The sequence below is a fragment of the Venenivibrio stagnispumantis genome (assembly GCF_900182795.1).
In the GTDB taxonomy this organism is placed as follows: Bacteria; Aquificota; Aquificia; order Aquificales; family Hydrogenothermaceae; genus Venenivibrio; species Venenivibrio stagnispumantis.
Map to the genome: position 1 here is coordinate 23,266 of NZ_FXTX01000007.1, position 14,179 is coordinate 37,444.

Genomic DNA, 14,179 nt, shown 5'->3' on the forward strand with positions numbered 1-14,179 from the left:
ATGAATGAGAAAGAACTATTAATTTATGATTTTGATGTTTTTAAAGCTGTTGTTGAAATTGAAATTGAAAGAATAAAAAGATACAAAGATGGAAAAGTTTTTTCCATTGCATTCATTTACTTTCCAAATTTGGCAACAAAAATTAAAGAAATTAAAGCAAAAGAAGATTATTTTATCTTTTTATTCAAAGAAAATGTTAGAACTTCTGATGTATTAGCTCCGGTAGAGGAAGATTTTGTATTTATGTTTTTCCCATATACAGAAAAAAAAGATGCTGAAAAAGCTATTCAAAGGGTAAAAAATAAACTTAAACTTGATATCATTGAAGGTATAGCCACATTTCCGGAAGATGGAAAAACATCAAAAGAATTATTTACTAAATTAGTTCAGATTATGAATGATAAATTAATTCCTGTTATAAAGATATAAAATGAGTTATAAATTAGAATTAAATCCATTAAATTTGATGGATATGCTTTCATTTATTAAAAAATCAAACAAAAATGGAATTTTAGCCATTGAAAAAACCGGAACCGGAAATTATGCTCTTTATTTTAAAGAAGGAAATCTTATTTATGTAAGAAGAGTAGATAAAATATTCGGTATCTACTTAGAAATAGATTTTAATCAAGTTTTATTAAAAGAAAACCTTACAAAAGAAGAGCTTTATACATTATCTTTATTTAGATTGCAAGAAATTCTTAATTTAAAAAAAGGTTTTTTATCTTTCAGCTCCGGTTTTATAAAGTATGATGATTATCCTTATAAGTATATTTCAATTGAGAAAATAATTATGTATTTGAGTAGAAAACTAACAAAAGAAGATTTAACTGTAATAGATGATGAAATGATATTTTACAAGCCTATCGGTTATGAAAACTTAGTTAAAATAGCTTATTTAACAATTAATGAAGAATATATTCTCAATTTTGTAGATGGGAAAAGAACGGTAAAAGATATAATAAATATCTCAAAAAAACAACCTTATATAGTAAAAAGAGCTTTATATGGTATGTATTCTGCCGGAATTATTAAAATCTTTGTATCTGAAAAAGAGAAAAATTTATATATAAAAAATTTAATAACAAATACAAGAGAAAATCCTAACTTATTTGAAAATTTTATAAAAATATTATCAAATCTGGAAAAGTATCAGAAAAAGAAAGATTTGAAAGAAGTTATTGAAAAATTAAAGAAAATGTAAAAATTAGGTATCAAGAGAAGATTGCACCTATTTTTTCAATTTCACCGGTAAGAAGAAGTATTCCCATTAATATTAAAAGTATTCCACCGGCTATCTCAATATAAAGGAAATATCTTTTTATAACATTAAATACCTTGAAAAATCTATCTATTGCTGCTGCTGTCAAGATAAATGGTATTCCAAGACCCATTGAAAAGGCAAACAATAAATAAACACCTTGCATTACAGTTTCCTGTTGTGATGCATATAACAATATAGCACCAAGGACAGGACCTATACACGGTGTCCATCCAAAAGCAAAAGCTATCCCAACAATAAAAGCTCCAAAAACTCCCGGTGGTTTCTTTTTAACTTCCGTTGTTTTTTGTTCATAAAGAATTTTATATATTCCTGCAAAATAAAAAATATCTAAAACGATAGATAAAATAAAGATATAAAAATAGATATTAAAAATCTGATTTGTTTGAATATAACCGAATATAAATAATCCAATAGATATTAAACTAAAACCTATTAATATCTGCTTAGCTTTTTCCCATTGAAAAAAGCCTGTAAAATGAATACCAAGTAAAATTACTAAAATAGAAGCTATTTTTGAGATGACAGATTTATATTCTTGTAAGATTTGACCTACAAAAGTGCTTGCAGCACCAAGTGCAGTAAATACTATAGAAAATCCTATGACAAATGCTATTGCTGCATAAACGACAGATAAATCTCTTTTTTCCTGAGAATATGCAGACATACCGGTTATATATGCAATATATCCGGGAATAATTGGTAATACACAAGGAGAAATAAATGCCAAAATACCTGCTAAAAATGCTGCTAAGATGCTTATATTTTGCTCCATTTTTTCACCTTCCCCAAAAATTCAAAACAACAACATTTCCTTTTAAAGATTGGAGATTTATTGTTTTTCCATTTTCATCCTTCAATGAAAAATCAGGTGCTTTAATCCTGGCAAAAGAAAGATTGATTAAAATTAATATAAATACAATGAATTTATTCATTATTAACCTCAAAAATAATTTGTAATATCTTAACATATTTCGTATACTTATTGATGTTTATCAATGATAATAATCATAATTTATGTTTAGTTAATATTTACAAACTTACTTAAAACTTTGGTGTAGGATAATGATAAGAAATAATATTTTATTTTATAAGGAGGTAAATTATGGAAGAGGAAAAAGTTTCCCGCAGAGATTTCTTGCTTTATGCAATGGGCGGTTGGGCAGCAGTTGGTATAGCCGGTGTATTATATGCAATGTATAAAACATGGGAGCCACTTCCGGAAGTAAAAGCTCAGGCAACTGTGAAATTTGATTTGTCATCTGTGGAACCGGGACAAATAAAAGTAGTTGCATGGAGAGGAAAGCCTGTATTTGTTTTAAGAAGAACTCCGGATATGGGTAGCTGTAAAGACAGAACTGTTAAAGAAGAATACACAGTAGTAACTGGAATTTGCACACATCTTGGTTGTATTCCAAACTGGGAAGCAGACAAGAAAATATGGCATTGCCCTTGCCATGGTGGAGAGTATGATGCCTGTGGTAAAAATATATTTGGACCTCCACCAAGACCTTTAGATGTTCCACCATTTAAAATAGAAGGAAATACTATTGTTTTAGGAGAAGAAGGTCCTGAATATAAACAAATGAAAGAAAAAGGATTGACAACATAAAGGAGGTTAAGAGATGGGTAAGTTTATAGATTGGTTAGATGAAAGATTGGCAATTAAAGAATTAATTAAAGTAATGCTTACAGAATATTATGTTCCTAAGAATATCAATTTCCTTTGGAGCTTTGGTGTTCTCTTAATGTTAGTTATGGCTATTTTATTTGTAAGTGGTATATTTCTTTTAATGTATTATAAACCGGATGCACATCTTGCTTTTGATAGTGTAAATAAAACAATAATGATGGATGTTGAATATGGATGGTTATTTAGACATACCCATGCAGTTGGTGCAAGTATTATGTTCCTTGTTTTGTATATTCATATGGCAAGGGGAATATATTATGGTTCATTCAAAAAACCAAGAGAGATTGTTTGGATTACAGGATATATACTTTTTGTATTGATGGCAGCAACTGCTTTTACAGGTTATCTACTTCCTTGGGGACAAATGTCTTATTGGGCTGCCCAAACAATCACGACACTTTTTGAAAAAATTCCATTTATCGGTCCTGACCTTGTTATCTGGATTAGAGGGAACTATATAGTTGAAGATGCCACATTAACAAGATTTTTTGCTTTACATGTAATGTTATTGCCATTACTGCTAATTATATTTACTGCTATCCACTTATATGCTGTTAGAATAGCGGGAAGTAATAATGAAGATGGTATAGAACTTACAAAAGAAGAAAAGAAAAAAGGAAAAGGAATACCTTTCTGGCCTGTATTTATGGCTAAGGAATTTTTTGTTATGTCTGTTTTCTTAATTTTCTTCTTCTATCTTGTATTTTATAATTATAAATTTGCTATGGACCCAATTAACTTCACACCTGCTGATTATTTACAAACTCCAATGCATATCTATCCTGAGTGGTATTTCCTTGCTTTTTATGAAGTGTTAAGAGGATTTTTCTTCAGTCAAAATCTTGGATTAATAGCTTTTGTTTTAAGTATGTTTATAGCAGCATTTTTACCTTGGCTTGATAAATCGCCTATTGTTAGTGGAAAGCATAGACCACTTTATAAAATAGCTTTCTGGATATTTATAGCGGATTTTGTATTTTTAACAATACTTGGAAAACTTCCTCCAACAGGTCTTTATGCATGGCTTGGATTTATAGGTAGTTTAATATACTTTGCTTTCTTTATCTCATTACCAATTATCTCTAAGATAGAAAAAAGAAAGCAAAATGGAGGTATTGAATAATGAAAGAATTAAAGATTTTACTCATACTGATAGTTATTGTTTTAGTGGGATATTGGGGGATAGAGCCTTATGCCCATAGTGTAATGCATGGAACAATTCCAAAACCTGATTTTAGTTATTTAGATTTAAAAAAAGATGTTATAACCAACGGTGACCCTGCCCAGGGTAAAGAGCTTTTTATGCAAAATTGTGCTTCTTGCCATAGTATCAAAAAAGAAAATATACCTGCAGGTATAGATGCAAATACTGCAATGGCTTCATTTAATGTGGTTCCTCCTGATTTATCTAATATTGGTGGTATTGTAGAAGAGCGTTTCCTTGCTAATTTTATAAAAAATCCACAAGAAGCCACTAAATATCCAAAATTTGCTATGCCTCCTATGGCACAACTTTCTGATGAACAAATCGGAGATATTGTTGCTTATCTAAAATCTATAGCAAATAAAGATTTATCCGGAGAAACAATAATTAAAGAAGCATGTTCCAGATGTCATAGTATTAAATACCAAAAAATATCTGCAGAAACAAACCCTGAAAATTTAAAAGCTTATCTTGGCAAAGTTCCACCTGATTTATCAGTAATTGGAAAAGCTAAGGAAGAAGAATATTTAATAACATTTATAAATAATCCACAAACTGTATTACCCGGAACATCTATGCCAAGACTTGGATTAACAAAAGAATCTACAGAAAAAGCTGTTGAATATTTAGATAAAATAGCTGACCCACATAGAGAAGAAAGAAATAGACTTAGTGTATGGGTTCTTGGTTATTTAGTAATTTTAGCCGGATTAACTTTTGCATGGAAGAAAAAAATCTGGAAAAATATCCATTAATCTATTATAAAGTAGGGCACCAAATGCTCCACTTTCTTTTTAATCTCTATTGCTGTATAATCTTATTAATAATAAATTAACCATGAGGAAATAAATGAAAGATATTAAATGGAAAATATTGGCTGTATTTATTGTTTTTTCTGTATCTATCTATTTTTTACTTACAAAACAGGTTAAACTTGGACTTGATTTGCAAGGCGGTATAAGTATAACTTTAAAAGTAGATATAGATAAAGTAATAGAAAGGGAATATCAAAATCTTGGGAAAGATATTGAAAAATTATTAAAAGAGAAAAATATAGATGTTCTAAGTATAAAAGCAGATAAAGATAAACTAATCTTGTCTTTACTTGACCCTACAAAATTAGATACTGCAATCAATATATTAAAAGAAAAATATCCTCAGATAAATATAGACAGTGAAAATGGAAATCTGATTATAACATTTAAAGATTTTGAATTAAATAGAATAAAAACGGCAACAATGAAACAAACAGTAGAAACATTAAAAAACAGAATAGACCAGTTTGGAACATTATCTCCTAATATAGCCCAAAAAGGAAAAGACAGGGTATTGGTAGAACTACCTGGTGTTGTAGACCCTGAAAGAGCTAAAACAATTATAGGGAAAACAGCACAGCTTGAATTTAAAGAAGTTGTAAAATCAGCTTTTTCTAAAGAAGAACTTCTTAAAGATTTTCCAAATGGATTACCGGAAGATTTAGAGATATTAGAAGGTCAAGAAGAAGTAATTAATGGCCAGAAAGTTAAAGAATACTTTTTAGTAAAGAAAATACCTGTTATAACCGGTGCAATGCTAAAAGATGCAAGGGCTTCTATAGACCAGACAGGAAAACCTGCTGTAAATTTTGAACTTACATCGGAAGGAGCAGAAATATTTGGAGAAGCAACTGCCAATATGATAGGTAAAAGATTGGCAATCGTATTAGATGGGAAAGTTATGTCTGCTCCTGTTATCAGGTCAAGAATAACATCTTCAGGGCAGATTACAGGTAATTTTACAACAGAGGAAGCAAATGATTTAGCAGTTATTTTAAGAGCAGGAGCTTTACCTGCACCAGTAGAAATAATTGAGGAAACAGTAATAGGGCCTACCCTCGGTAGAGATTCTATAGATAAAACAATAACTGCCGGAATTGTTGCATTTATAGGTGTAGGAATATTTATGATATTAAGATATGCTGTTTCCGGTTTTATATCAATTATAGCCTTAGTCTTTAACTTATTACTGCTTTGGACTACTATGCTTATTTTTGATATAACCCTTACACTTCCGGGAATAGCAGGTATCATTCTTAATATCGGAATGGCAGTAGATGGAAATGTAATTATATTTGAAAGAATAAAAGATGAATTAAGAGCAGGAAAAACATTAAGGGTTGCAATAAATGAAGGATTTAATAGGGCTTTCTCTGCCATTGTAGATTCACAGCTTACAACATTAATTGCAGCATTGGCATTGTTTGAGTTTGGAACCGGACCTTTAAAAGGATTTGCAGCAACATTATCTATCGGAACAATAATAACAATTTATACAGCAGTATTTTTTACAAAGTTATTACTTGATTTAATGCTCGGTGGAAAAAAATCATTTAAATATGCTTTTTAGGAGAGTGAAAAGTGAGAAACCTATTTTCCCAGCCACCCAATATTGATTTTTTCAAAATAAAAAAGATAGGCTATATTATATCTTTTGGACTTGTATTTTTTAGTATAGTTTTATTCTTTACAAAAGGATTTAATTTAGGACTTGATTTTACCGGAGGAACATCAATACAGGTTAAATTCAAAAATAAAACTGATACTGCAACAATTAGAAATGCCCTGAAAGAAGTTAAACTTGAAGATAGTTTAATACAAGAAGTAGGAAAAAATAAAGATGAATATGAGATAAGAGTATCTGTAAATAAAGGTAAATCTTCTGATATTGTCCAAAAAGTAAAAGATGCTTTAAAAAAGCAGTATGGAGACAATTTTGAGATTGTAAAGATAGATTTTATAGATGCTATGGTAGGAGATGAACTTAGAAGAGCAAGTATATATTCAATAATTTTTGTTATGCTTGGAATTATGGCATATCTTGCTTATAGATTTGAACCTGTTTTTGCAATAGCTGCAATCATACCGGAATTTCATGATGTTATTATTACCCTTGGTATTTTTTCTTTATTTGATTTAGAGTTAAATCTTACTGTAATAGCTGCTATTTTAACAGTTTTAGGTTATTCACTTAACGATACAATTATTGTATTTGATAGGATTAGAGAAAATATAAAAATAAGAGGAAAGAAAAATATTCAAGAAATCATAAATAGAAGTATAAATGAAAATTTTGCCAGAACAGTTATAACCTCTGCTACAACATTATTTGCAACATTATCCCTTTTAATATTTGGAGGGGAAGCATTAAAAGGTTTTGCTATTGCTTTATTAATAGGAATAATTTTCGGAACATATTCTTCAATATATGTGGCTTCTGTATTAATAATAGAGGTAGAAAACTTCTTAAGGAGAAGAGTTAAAGAATGAGAATACTCTTTTGGGGAACTCCTGAGTTTGCAGCAGAAGTATTAAAAACATTAATTAATTCAAAACATCAGGTAATAGCCGTTATAACCCAGCCTGATAAACCAAAAGGTAGAGGTCAAAAGGTTACTCCACCACCGGTAAAAGAGATTGCAATAAAACATAATATTCCGGTATATCAGCCGGAAAAATTAAAAAATAATCAGGAAATTATAAATATTATAAAAGAGTTAAATCCGGATATATCTGTGGTTGTAGCTTATGGAAAAATAATTCCAAAAGAAATTTTAGATATTCCTAAATATAAAACAATAAATATTCATGCATCTATATTACCAAAATATCGTGGAGCAGCACCTATACACAGAGCTATAATGGAAGGAGAAAAAGAAACAGGTGTTTCAATTATGGAGCTTGTAGAAAAGCTTGATGCCGGCCCTGTATATGCAATAGAAAAAATAGAGATAACAGATGAAGATGATATAATCAGCTTACATGATAAATTAGCAAAATTAGGTAGTCAGCTACTGCTAAAAGTATTAGATGATATACAAAAAGGAGCTACTGCAACACCACAAGATGAAAGTAAAGCAACTTATGCAAAGCCAATTGAAAAGGAAGAAGGTTTAATAGATTGGTCAAAGCCTGCTACAGAGATATTTAATAAAATAAGAGCCTTAAAAGTATGGCCTAAAGCTTACACAAATTTTAGAGGAGAGCAGATAAAAATATTAGATGCAACGCCACTAAATGAGGAATATGCCGGAGATTATGGAGAGATAGTTAAAATAGAAAATGGAATAGTAGTTAAAACAGGAAAAGGTTCTTTATTGATAAAACAGCTACAATTTCCAAACTCAAAACCAATTTCTACATTAGATGCAGTAAGAGGATACCATATAAAAGTAGGAGAGAAATTTGGATAATCAGGAAAATAAACTTATTATTTGGGGAAGAAATCCGGTAATAGAAGCATTAAAAGCAGGAAGAAGCTTAGAAAAAATATTAATAGCCCATGATTCTCATCCACCAAAGGAGCTTTTAGAACTTGCAGAAAAAAGAAAAGTTAAACTGCAAAAAGTGCCAAGACAAAAGATAGAAGAGCTTGCCGGTACAAAGAAAACCCAAGGTGTAATAGCATTAGTAAGCCCAATAAAATATATTGATGAAAATAAATTGTTAAAAAAAATTATAGAAGAAAATGGAATTTTATTAGTATTAGACCATATAACCGACCCGCAAAATGTAGGAAATATAATAAGAACAGCAGAAGTCCTTGGAGCAAATGGAATTTTACTTCCAAAAGAAAGAAGCAGTCCTATAAATGAAGTAGTTGTTAAAAGCTCTACCGGAGCAGTATTTCATATTCCAATAGCAAAAGTAGGAAGTTTGAGACAAACCCTTGAAAATTTCAAAAAAATGGGTGGTTGGGTCGTTGTAGTTGAAAAAGGTGGAAAAGATATAGACAAAATAAAATATCCATTTCCATTGGCATTGGTTGTAGGTTCAGAAGGTAAAGGGGTTTCTAAATCCGTTATAGATATAGCTGATATTATTGCTACAATACCAATGAAAGGTAAAGTTACATCATTAAATGTTTCATCTGCAACAGCTATTGCATTATGGGAAGCAATAAAACAAAAAATATGATATAATATTTTTCTCTTATATGAGTCGCTAGCTCAGTCGGTAGAGCACCGGTCTTTTAAACCGGTGGTCCTGGGTTCGATTCCCAGGCGACTCACTAAAAATTGAATATGCCCCCATCGTCTAGCCAGGCCTAGGACACCGGCCTTTCACGCCGGCGACACGGGTTCGAATCCCGTTGGGGGCACTTTTGAAAATGGTCGGTTAGCTCAGTTGGCAGAGCACCTGCTCGACACGCAGGGGGTCATAGGTTCAAGTCCTATACCGACCATCTTCCGTCCCGTTTGACATACGGGCGGGTTTTGCATATAATATATATATTATGCGAGCGTAGCTCAGTTGGTAGAGCGATTCCTTGCCAAGGAATAGGTCGCGGGTTCGAGTCCCGTCGCTCGCTCTCTCTTTATAATATCCTTTCTAAAATCAAGTAAAAAATAGGTATAGTGATAAAACTAAGTATTATTCCGGAAGCTACAGATGAAACAGCAGTATCTTTATCAAGATTAGCTTCTATAACATAAATAGAAGCCAAAACCATAGGTGGCATTGCCATCTCTAATAAGCCAACTTTCCATTCTAAGGTTAAATCTACATTTACCAAAATTAAAATGATTAAAAGTAAAGAAGGAATAAAAATATTCCTAATAAATAAAATAAAAGATATCAGCTTTATATTTTCTTTCAGATGTGAGAATTTTAAAATCATTCCAAGAGAGAACATAATAAGTGGAATAACTGTATCTCCTAAGGTATGAAGCATTTTTAAAAATAAAGGTGGAAGGTAAAAAGGCTTTAATAAGAAACCTATAATCAAAGCTAAAAAAGGAATAGAAAGAAATACAGATTTTAAAATATTTAAAAACTCCAATTTTTTTTCTTCTTTACTAAAAGATAAAATAACCGGTGCAAGAAAAGAGATAGGAACAAACATTGCCAAATTATCAAAAATGATTGCATATCTCAATCCTTCCTCACCATATAAAGCATGAATAAAAGGATAACCTAAAAATCCGGTATTGGAAAAGCTAACCATCATTATGACTGTAATGCTTTGTTTTTTATCAAGTTTTAGAAATTTTGAGATTAAATATCCGGTAAAAATACCAAGCAATATACTAAATACGCCAAAAAGAATAACGTAAATGAATCTAAAATCTATATGCAGATAATACACATTATAAATAACAAGAGCCGGAAAACCCACTTTCATAATAAAATCAATAAATGCTTTTGAGTAATGCTCAGGAAAAAGATTTAATTTTTTTACTATATATCCGAGAATAAAGATAGAAATCATTATAACTAAATTATCAAACAAATATTAAACCTCCTGAAAAATTTGAAAAAAGAATATCATAAACTTAAAATATTAATCATGATAAATTTCAAACCTGTTATGCAAAATATTGAGTTTGTTAATATTGTAAAACCTCTGGGGAGTTCTATATCTTTAAAATCCGGAGAAACATTAAAAGCAGATATTATAGATATACTTCCTTCCGGTGCAGTAGTAGTAAGATTAAAAGATAGTTTTCTGACATTGAAAACCGAAATACCTCTTTCAAAAGATTACCAATTACTTTTAAAAGTTTTGGATACAGGAAATACAGATAATAAAATAAAATTACAAATATTAGATATAATTCCAAAAAAATCAGGTATAGAAAATCTGATAGATTTATTGAAAAATCTAAAATTGATTGATGAAAAAGAAAATATATCAAATTTACCTAAATTAATAGAAAATCTATTAAACTCAAATGATTTATCAAATCAAATAAAAATATTGATTTTAGAAGAAGCTATCAAAAATTTTGAGATAAAAAATATTCCATCTTCTTTAATACAAGATATACTTCTAAGCGAAAATATAAAAAATGAGCTATTAAAACAGATAGAAAGCTCAATAAAAGAAAGTTTTAAGCAAAAAATAGAAAATATACCGGAAAATGTAAAAAATCTTTTTATAGATATTAAAAAATTAGATGAAAATAATATCAAAGTTGCCATTCAAAACTCAGGAATATTTTTTGAAAAAAAATTATCAGAAGGAGAAGTTTCACAAGATTTAAAATATATGTTATACCTATCTGAAAATAACGAATTATTACAAGATATAAAAAATATGCAGTTATACTCTTATATGACAAACTCAATATTTTTATTTTTGCCTATTGCGTGGAACTATCTTAATTATGCATTTTTTCAAATGAAAAAACAAAAAATAGATTTAGAAAAAGAAAGCTATCTTGCAAGATTAGATTTAGATTTAAAAGATTATGGAAAATTATCTGTATTAATAGCCTTATTTGATAAAAAAGATTTATATATTACATTCGCAATACAAAATAAAAATTTAGAAGATAAAATAAGAAATAATATTTTAGAATTGAAAAAAAGCTTAGAAGATGTTAATCTTATATCTATAACATTTATAAATAAGGAACCGGTTATAAATATAGATGGAAGAGCTTAAAAAAGCAGTTGCTTTAAAATATGAAAGGGAAAAGGATAATGCTCCTAAGGTTGTGGCAAAAGGTAAAGGTGTAATAGCAGAAAAGATTATACAAACGGCGAAAGAGAATGGAGTATATATAAAGGAAGATAAATATCTTGTAGAGATGTTATCTAATTTAGAATTATATGAAGAAATTCCGGAAGAGTTATATAAAGTAGTAGCGAAAATTTTTATATTTTTATATACACAAGTGAGGAGAGAATGAAGGATAAAATAAAAAGCATTTTTAAAGATTTTAAATCTGGACATTTTAGATTTCATGGAGAAATAGGTAATTTTTTAGAACTATTTGAAGATTTAATAGTTTTTTTACTTACATTATTATTATTTTATCTTAATTTAATAGCTATTTATGATTTGTTTACAGATTTAGTGAGCGGGAGTACTAAATTTACAGAGTTAGTCCCAAAACAGATAATAGTATAGAAACTCCTATATATTCCGGTAAATGAAAAGTAGGAGCTTTTATAATAATTTCCCTTAATATTGCTATCAATGTAGTTTTAACTATTAAGGAAGTATCTATTCTTCTTTCAGAAAGATATACAATCATAAGCCTGAATAACTCTGTTAATATAAAAATATATAAAAATTTAGGGACGGTTCAGTGGTGCCGTTGGGAGTTTCCCTGAAAAGTTCTTCAAAAAGAAGGACAAAATCTAAGGGGAGTTCCCGAAAGTCTGCAGTTGTCAATGATTGAGTATGTTTTTTGGCAACTGTTGACACCACTTATGTATTATCTTCCTAAATTTTGGTTTAGTAAGGATGTTTTAAGGAAGGATATAGCTATAAGAAGAAGATTGAGAAAATTAAAAGAAAAAGGTTAATCTTCATCACAACTCCATCTATATCCTATCCCTCTAACTGTTTTTATGAATTTACCATAATCTTTTAAGCTATCTCTTAAATGTTTTATATGGACATCTATTGTTCTATCATACACATCTTTTTCTTCATTCCAAACATTATTTAAGATATAATCCCTTGATAAAACTCTACCATTTGCAGTAATTAATGCTATCAATAATTTTAATTGTGTTGTGGTTATATTTAATTTTTCATTTTTTAATCTTACTTCAAATTTTTCTGGAATTATTTCCAAATCTTTAAATTTTATAGTAGGGGATTGGAGTAAAGTAGAATATTTATATCTTCTTAAAACTGTTTTTATTCTTGCTATTACTTCCCTTATAGAAAAAGGTTTTGTTATATAATCATCTGCTCCAAGTTCTAATCCTACTATTTTATCTATTTCTGTTCCTTTTGCAGTAATCATAATTATCGGTATTTTTTCTGTATTTTTGTTTGATTTTACAATTTTACAAAACTCTAAACCATCTATATCCGGAAGCATAACATCAAGTAAAATTATATCCGGCTTTATATTCTTTAGTTCTTCAAGTGCCTGCCTACTGCTTAAAAAAGGCTTTACTTCATATCCTTCTTTTCTTAGATTATAAGTTAATAAATCATTTATATCCCTATCATCCTCAACAACAAAAACTAAATTTGCCATTTTTATCTCCTTTCTATATTAATTGGTGAAAATTTTACAGATAAAATTCTTATTAAAGTCAAAATTAACAATACTATGGATAGATATAAACTATCTTCAAATTTCAATGAATGCTGATATAAACCTATTATTATCTCCCTCATTATAAATATAATCGTAATTTCGGTAATTGTAGTTATTTTTATTCGTTTATATTGGAAATATTCATTTATGCTTTTTATTATTTCAAGTAAGATAAATATAGAAAATGAAGAATTTATCAGTATATTAAACATATCTTTTGAATTTGGAAAAGATATATATAAATCTTTAAAAAGGTTAAATATAGCAAGTAATAATCCAATAGATAAAAATATTTCCAGTAGTAAGAAGGTTATATTTACAGCAGTATTTAGTATATTCAATTTTAAAACTAATTCTCTCATACTCAATATTATATTAATATTTTGTTTAGGGAATATTAAGAATTGGTTAAAATTTTTTAATATTTTAAACCGGGCACCCCCTCCGGCATAGGAAGTTTGGCTTATCCTTGCTTCCTTCCGGACCTGGGGAGGTTCACCAACTCCTATCCAGAGGGACCCGGATTAGAATCTAATACACAAGCGGATAGGGCGGGATTCGAACCCGCGGTACCGGAATTACCGGTACACAGCATTTCCAGTGCTGCTCCTTCGGCCACTCGGACACCTATCCGATTGACTTTTCATTTTTAAGGAAATAATATTATATCATATAAACAATAAAAAAAATTTCAAGAGGAGTGTATGAAAATAATAAAAATAAAAGTAAAACTAAATGCCTCAAAAAATGAGATAAAAAAAATAGAAGAAGATAATTTTGAAATAAGAATAACAACATCACCGGAAAAAGGAAAAGCAAATCAAAAAGTTATAGAACTTTTAGCTGAGTTTTTAGATATACCAAAATCTAATTTAGAAATTATATCCGGCTTAACATCAAAAGAAAAAAAGATTTTAATTAAAGATTAAAAATCTATTGCAATTTAAAAAATTT

General features: G+C 29.2%; 20 protein-coding genes, 5 tRNA genes and 1 other RNA gene. 18 read left to right on the top strand and 8 right to left on the bottom strand.

Going from position 1 to position 14,179, the window contains the following annotated elements:
- Together QOR43_RS03780 and QOR43_RS03785 are read left to right on the top strand one after the other, a co-directional pair.
- Window positions 1-429: a hypothetical protein gene (locus tag QOR43_RS03780; protein ID WP_265134672.1), complete on the top strand. Its 429-nt coding sequence runs from the start codon at window positions 1-3 to the stop codon at window positions 427-429.
- Window position 430: 1 nt separating this feature from the next.
- Entirely contained in the window at window positions 431-1,204 is a 774-nt protein-coding gene (locus tag QOR43_RS03785; RefSeq protein WP_265134673.1) for a DUF4388 domain-containing protein, read from the top strand.
- A 10-nt stretch (window positions 1,205-1,214) separates the two neighbouring features.
- Here QOR43_RS03785 and QOR43_RS03790 read toward each other — a convergent pair whose 3' ends face one another.
- Both QOR43_RS03790 and QOR43_RS03795 read right to left on the bottom strand, forming a co-directional pair.
- The gene (locus QOR43_RS03790; RefSeq protein ID WP_265134674.1) at window positions 1,215-2,057 is read right to left on the bottom strand and encodes a cytochrome c biogenesis CcdA family protein; all 843 of its coding nucleotides are present in this window, start codon (window positions 2,055-2,057) and stop codon (window positions 1,215-1,217) included.
- A 4-nt stretch (window positions 2,058-2,061) separates the two neighbouring features.
- A complete protein-coding gene (locus QOR43_RS03795; protein ID WP_265134675.1) occupies window positions 2,062-2,217 on the bottom strand; it encodes a peroxiredoxin family protein in 156 nt (51 codons plus the stop codon).
- Between the two features lie 170 nt (window positions 2,218-2,387).
- On the opposite strand from QOR43_RS03795, the gene QOR43_RS03800 reads away from it, so the two are divergent.
- The 11 genes from QOR43_RS03800 to QOR43_RS03850 all read left to right on the top strand — a co-directional run bounded on the left by QOR43_RS03800 (window position 2,388) and on the right by QOR43_RS03850 (window position 9,525).
- A complete protein-coding gene (locus QOR43_RS03800; RefSeq protein ID WP_265134676.1) occupies window positions 2,388-2,894 on the top strand; it encodes a Rieske 2Fe-2S domain-containing protein in 507 nt (168 codons plus the stop codon).
- A 13-nt stretch (window positions 2,895-2,907) separates the two neighbouring features.
- Entirely contained in the window at window positions 2,908-4,098 is a 1,191-nt protein-coding gene (locus tag QOR43_RS03805; RefSeq protein WP_265134677.1) for a cytochrome b, read from the top strand.
- Window positions 4,098-4,934 (top strand): cytochrome c1, encoded by an 837-nt coding sequence (locus QOR43_RS03810; protein WP_265134678.1) that lies wholly within the window; start codon window positions 4,098-4,100, stop codon window positions 4,932-4,934. The genes QOR43_RS03805 and QOR43_RS03810 overlap by 1 nt, the downstream gene beginning before the upstream one ends.
- A gap of 94 nt (window positions 4,935-5,028) precedes the next feature.
- The gene (gene secD, locus QOR43_RS03815; protein ID WP_265134679.1) at window positions 5,029-6,564 is read left to right on the top strand and encodes a protein translocase subunit SecD; all 1,536 of its coding nucleotides are present in this window, start codon (window positions 5,029-5,031) and stop codon (window positions 6,562-6,564) included.
- 11 nt (window positions 6,565-6,575) lie between these two features.
- Entirely contained in the window at window positions 6,576-7,484 is a 909-nt protein-coding gene (gene secF / locus QOR43_RS03820; protein WP_265134680.1) for a protein translocase subunit SecF, read from the top strand.
- On the top strand, window positions 7,481-8,407 hold the full coding sequence (gene fmt, locus QOR43_RS03825) for a methionyl-tRNA formyltransferase (protein WP_265134681.1): 927 nt from the start codon (window positions 7,481-7,483) through the stop codon (window positions 8,405-8,407). The genes secF and fmt overlap by 4 nt, the downstream gene beginning before the upstream one ends.
- A complete protein-coding gene (gene rlmB, locus QOR43_RS03830; protein ID WP_265134682.1) occupies window positions 8,400-9,131 on the top strand; it encodes a 23S rRNA (guanosine(2251)-2'-O)-methyltransferase RlmB in 732 nt (243 codons plus the stop codon). The genes fmt and rlmB overlap by 8 nt, the downstream gene beginning before the upstream one ends.
- 21 nt (window positions 9,132-9,152) lie before the next feature.
- A tRNA-Lys gene (locus QOR43_RS03835) sits at window positions 9,153-9,225 on the top strand.
- A 15-nt stretch (window positions 9,226-9,240) separates the two neighbouring features.
- Window positions 9,241-9,315, top strand: a tRNA-Glu gene (locus QOR43_RS03840).
- A gap of 11 nt (window positions 9,316-9,326) precedes the next feature.
- Window positions 9,327-9,399 (top strand) — tRNA-Val (locus tag QOR43_RS03845).
- Window positions 9,400-9,452: 53 nt separating this feature from the next.
- Window positions 9,453-9,525 (top strand) — tRNA-Gly (locus QOR43_RS03850).
- Between the two features lie 6 nt (window positions 9,526-9,531).
- Here the strand turns inward: QOR43_RS03850 and QOR43_RS03855 are convergent.
- On the bottom strand, window positions 9,532-10,446 hold the full coding sequence (locus QOR43_RS03855) for an AEC family transporter (RefSeq protein ID WP_265134683.1): 915 nt from the start codon (window positions 10,444-10,446) through the stop codon (window positions 9,532-9,534).
- Between the two features lie 57 nt (window positions 10,447-10,503).
- On the opposite strand from QOR43_RS03855, the gene QOR43_RS03860 reads away from it, so the two are divergent.
- Genes QOR43_RS03860 through QOR43_RS03870 form a run of 3 tightly spaced genes read left to right on the top strand, consistent with a single transcriptional unit; the run spans window position 10,504 to window position 12,072 of the window.
- Window positions 10,504-11,604, top strand: coding sequence for a hypothetical protein (locus tag QOR43_RS03860; RefSeq protein WP_265134684.1), 1,101 nt, complete (start codon window positions 10,504-10,506; stop codon window positions 11,602-11,604).
- Complete coding sequence (locus QOR43_RS03865) at window positions 11,591-11,851, top strand: EscU/YscU/HrcU family type III secretion system export apparatus switch protein (RefSeq protein ID WP_265134685.1); 261 nt, start codon at window positions 11,591-11,593, stop codon at window positions 11,849-11,851. The genes QOR43_RS03860 and QOR43_RS03865 overlap by 14 nt, the downstream gene beginning before the upstream one ends.
- Window positions 11,848-12,072 carry a hypothetical protein gene (locus QOR43_RS03870; protein WP_265134686.1) on the top strand — a complete coding sequence of 75 codons (225 nt, stop codon included), beginning with the start codon at window positions 11,848-11,850 and terminating at the stop codon, window positions 12,070-12,072. The genes QOR43_RS03865 and QOR43_RS03870 overlap by 4 nt, the downstream gene beginning before the upstream one ends.
- On the opposite strand, the gene QOR43_RS03875 is transcribed toward QOR43_RS03870, so the two are convergent.
- Entirely contained in the window at window positions 12,038-12,199 is a 162-nt protein-coding gene (locus QOR43_RS03875) for a phosphate-starvation-inducible PsiE family protein (protein WP_265134687.1), read from the bottom strand. The genes QOR43_RS03870 and QOR43_RS03875 overlap by 35 nt on opposite strands.
- Window positions 12,200-12,338: 139 nt before the next feature.
- Here QOR43_RS03875 and QOR43_RS03880 point away from each other — a divergent pair, with 139 nt between their 5' ends.
- Window positions 12,339-12,473: a hypothetical protein gene (locus QOR43_RS03880; RefSeq protein ID WP_265134688.1), complete on the top strand. Its 135-nt coding sequence runs from the start codon at window positions 12,339-12,341 to the stop codon at window positions 12,471-12,473.
- Here QOR43_RS03880 and QOR43_RS03885 read toward each other — a convergent pair.
- From QOR43_RS03885 to QOR43_RS03900, 4 genes are all read right to left on the bottom strand, one after another.
- On the bottom strand, window positions 12,470-13,162 hold the full coding sequence (locus tag QOR43_RS03885) for a response regulator (protein WP_265134689.1): 693 nt from the start codon (window positions 13,160-13,162) through the stop codon (window positions 12,470-12,472). The two genes, QOR43_RS03880 and QOR43_RS03885, sit on opposite strands and share 4 nt — an antisense overlap.
- Before the next feature lie 2 nt (window positions 13,163-13,164).
- Window positions 13,165-13,587, bottom strand: a complete 423-nt coding sequence (locus tag QOR43_RS03890; protein ID WP_265134690.1) for a phosphate-starvation-inducible PsiE family protein — start codon at window positions 13,585-13,587, stop codon at window positions 13,165-13,167.
- A gap of 64 nt (window positions 13,588-13,651) precedes the next feature.
- Window positions 13,652-13,750, bottom strand: an RNA gene (ffs, locus tag QOR43_RS03895) — signal recognition particle sRNA small type.
- Window positions 13,751-13,768: 18 nt separating this feature from the next.
- Window positions 13,769-13,858, bottom strand: a tRNA-Ser gene (locus QOR43_RS03900).
- Between the two features lie 71 nt (window positions 13,859-13,929).
- Here QOR43_RS03900 and QOR43_RS03905 point away from each other — a divergent pair.
- On the top strand, window positions 13,930-14,154 hold the full coding sequence (locus QOR43_RS03905) for a DUF167 domain-containing protein (RefSeq protein WP_265134691.1): 225 nt from the start codon (window positions 13,930-13,932) through the stop codon (window positions 14,152-14,154).
- Window positions 14,155-14,179: the final 25 nt, after the last annotated feature.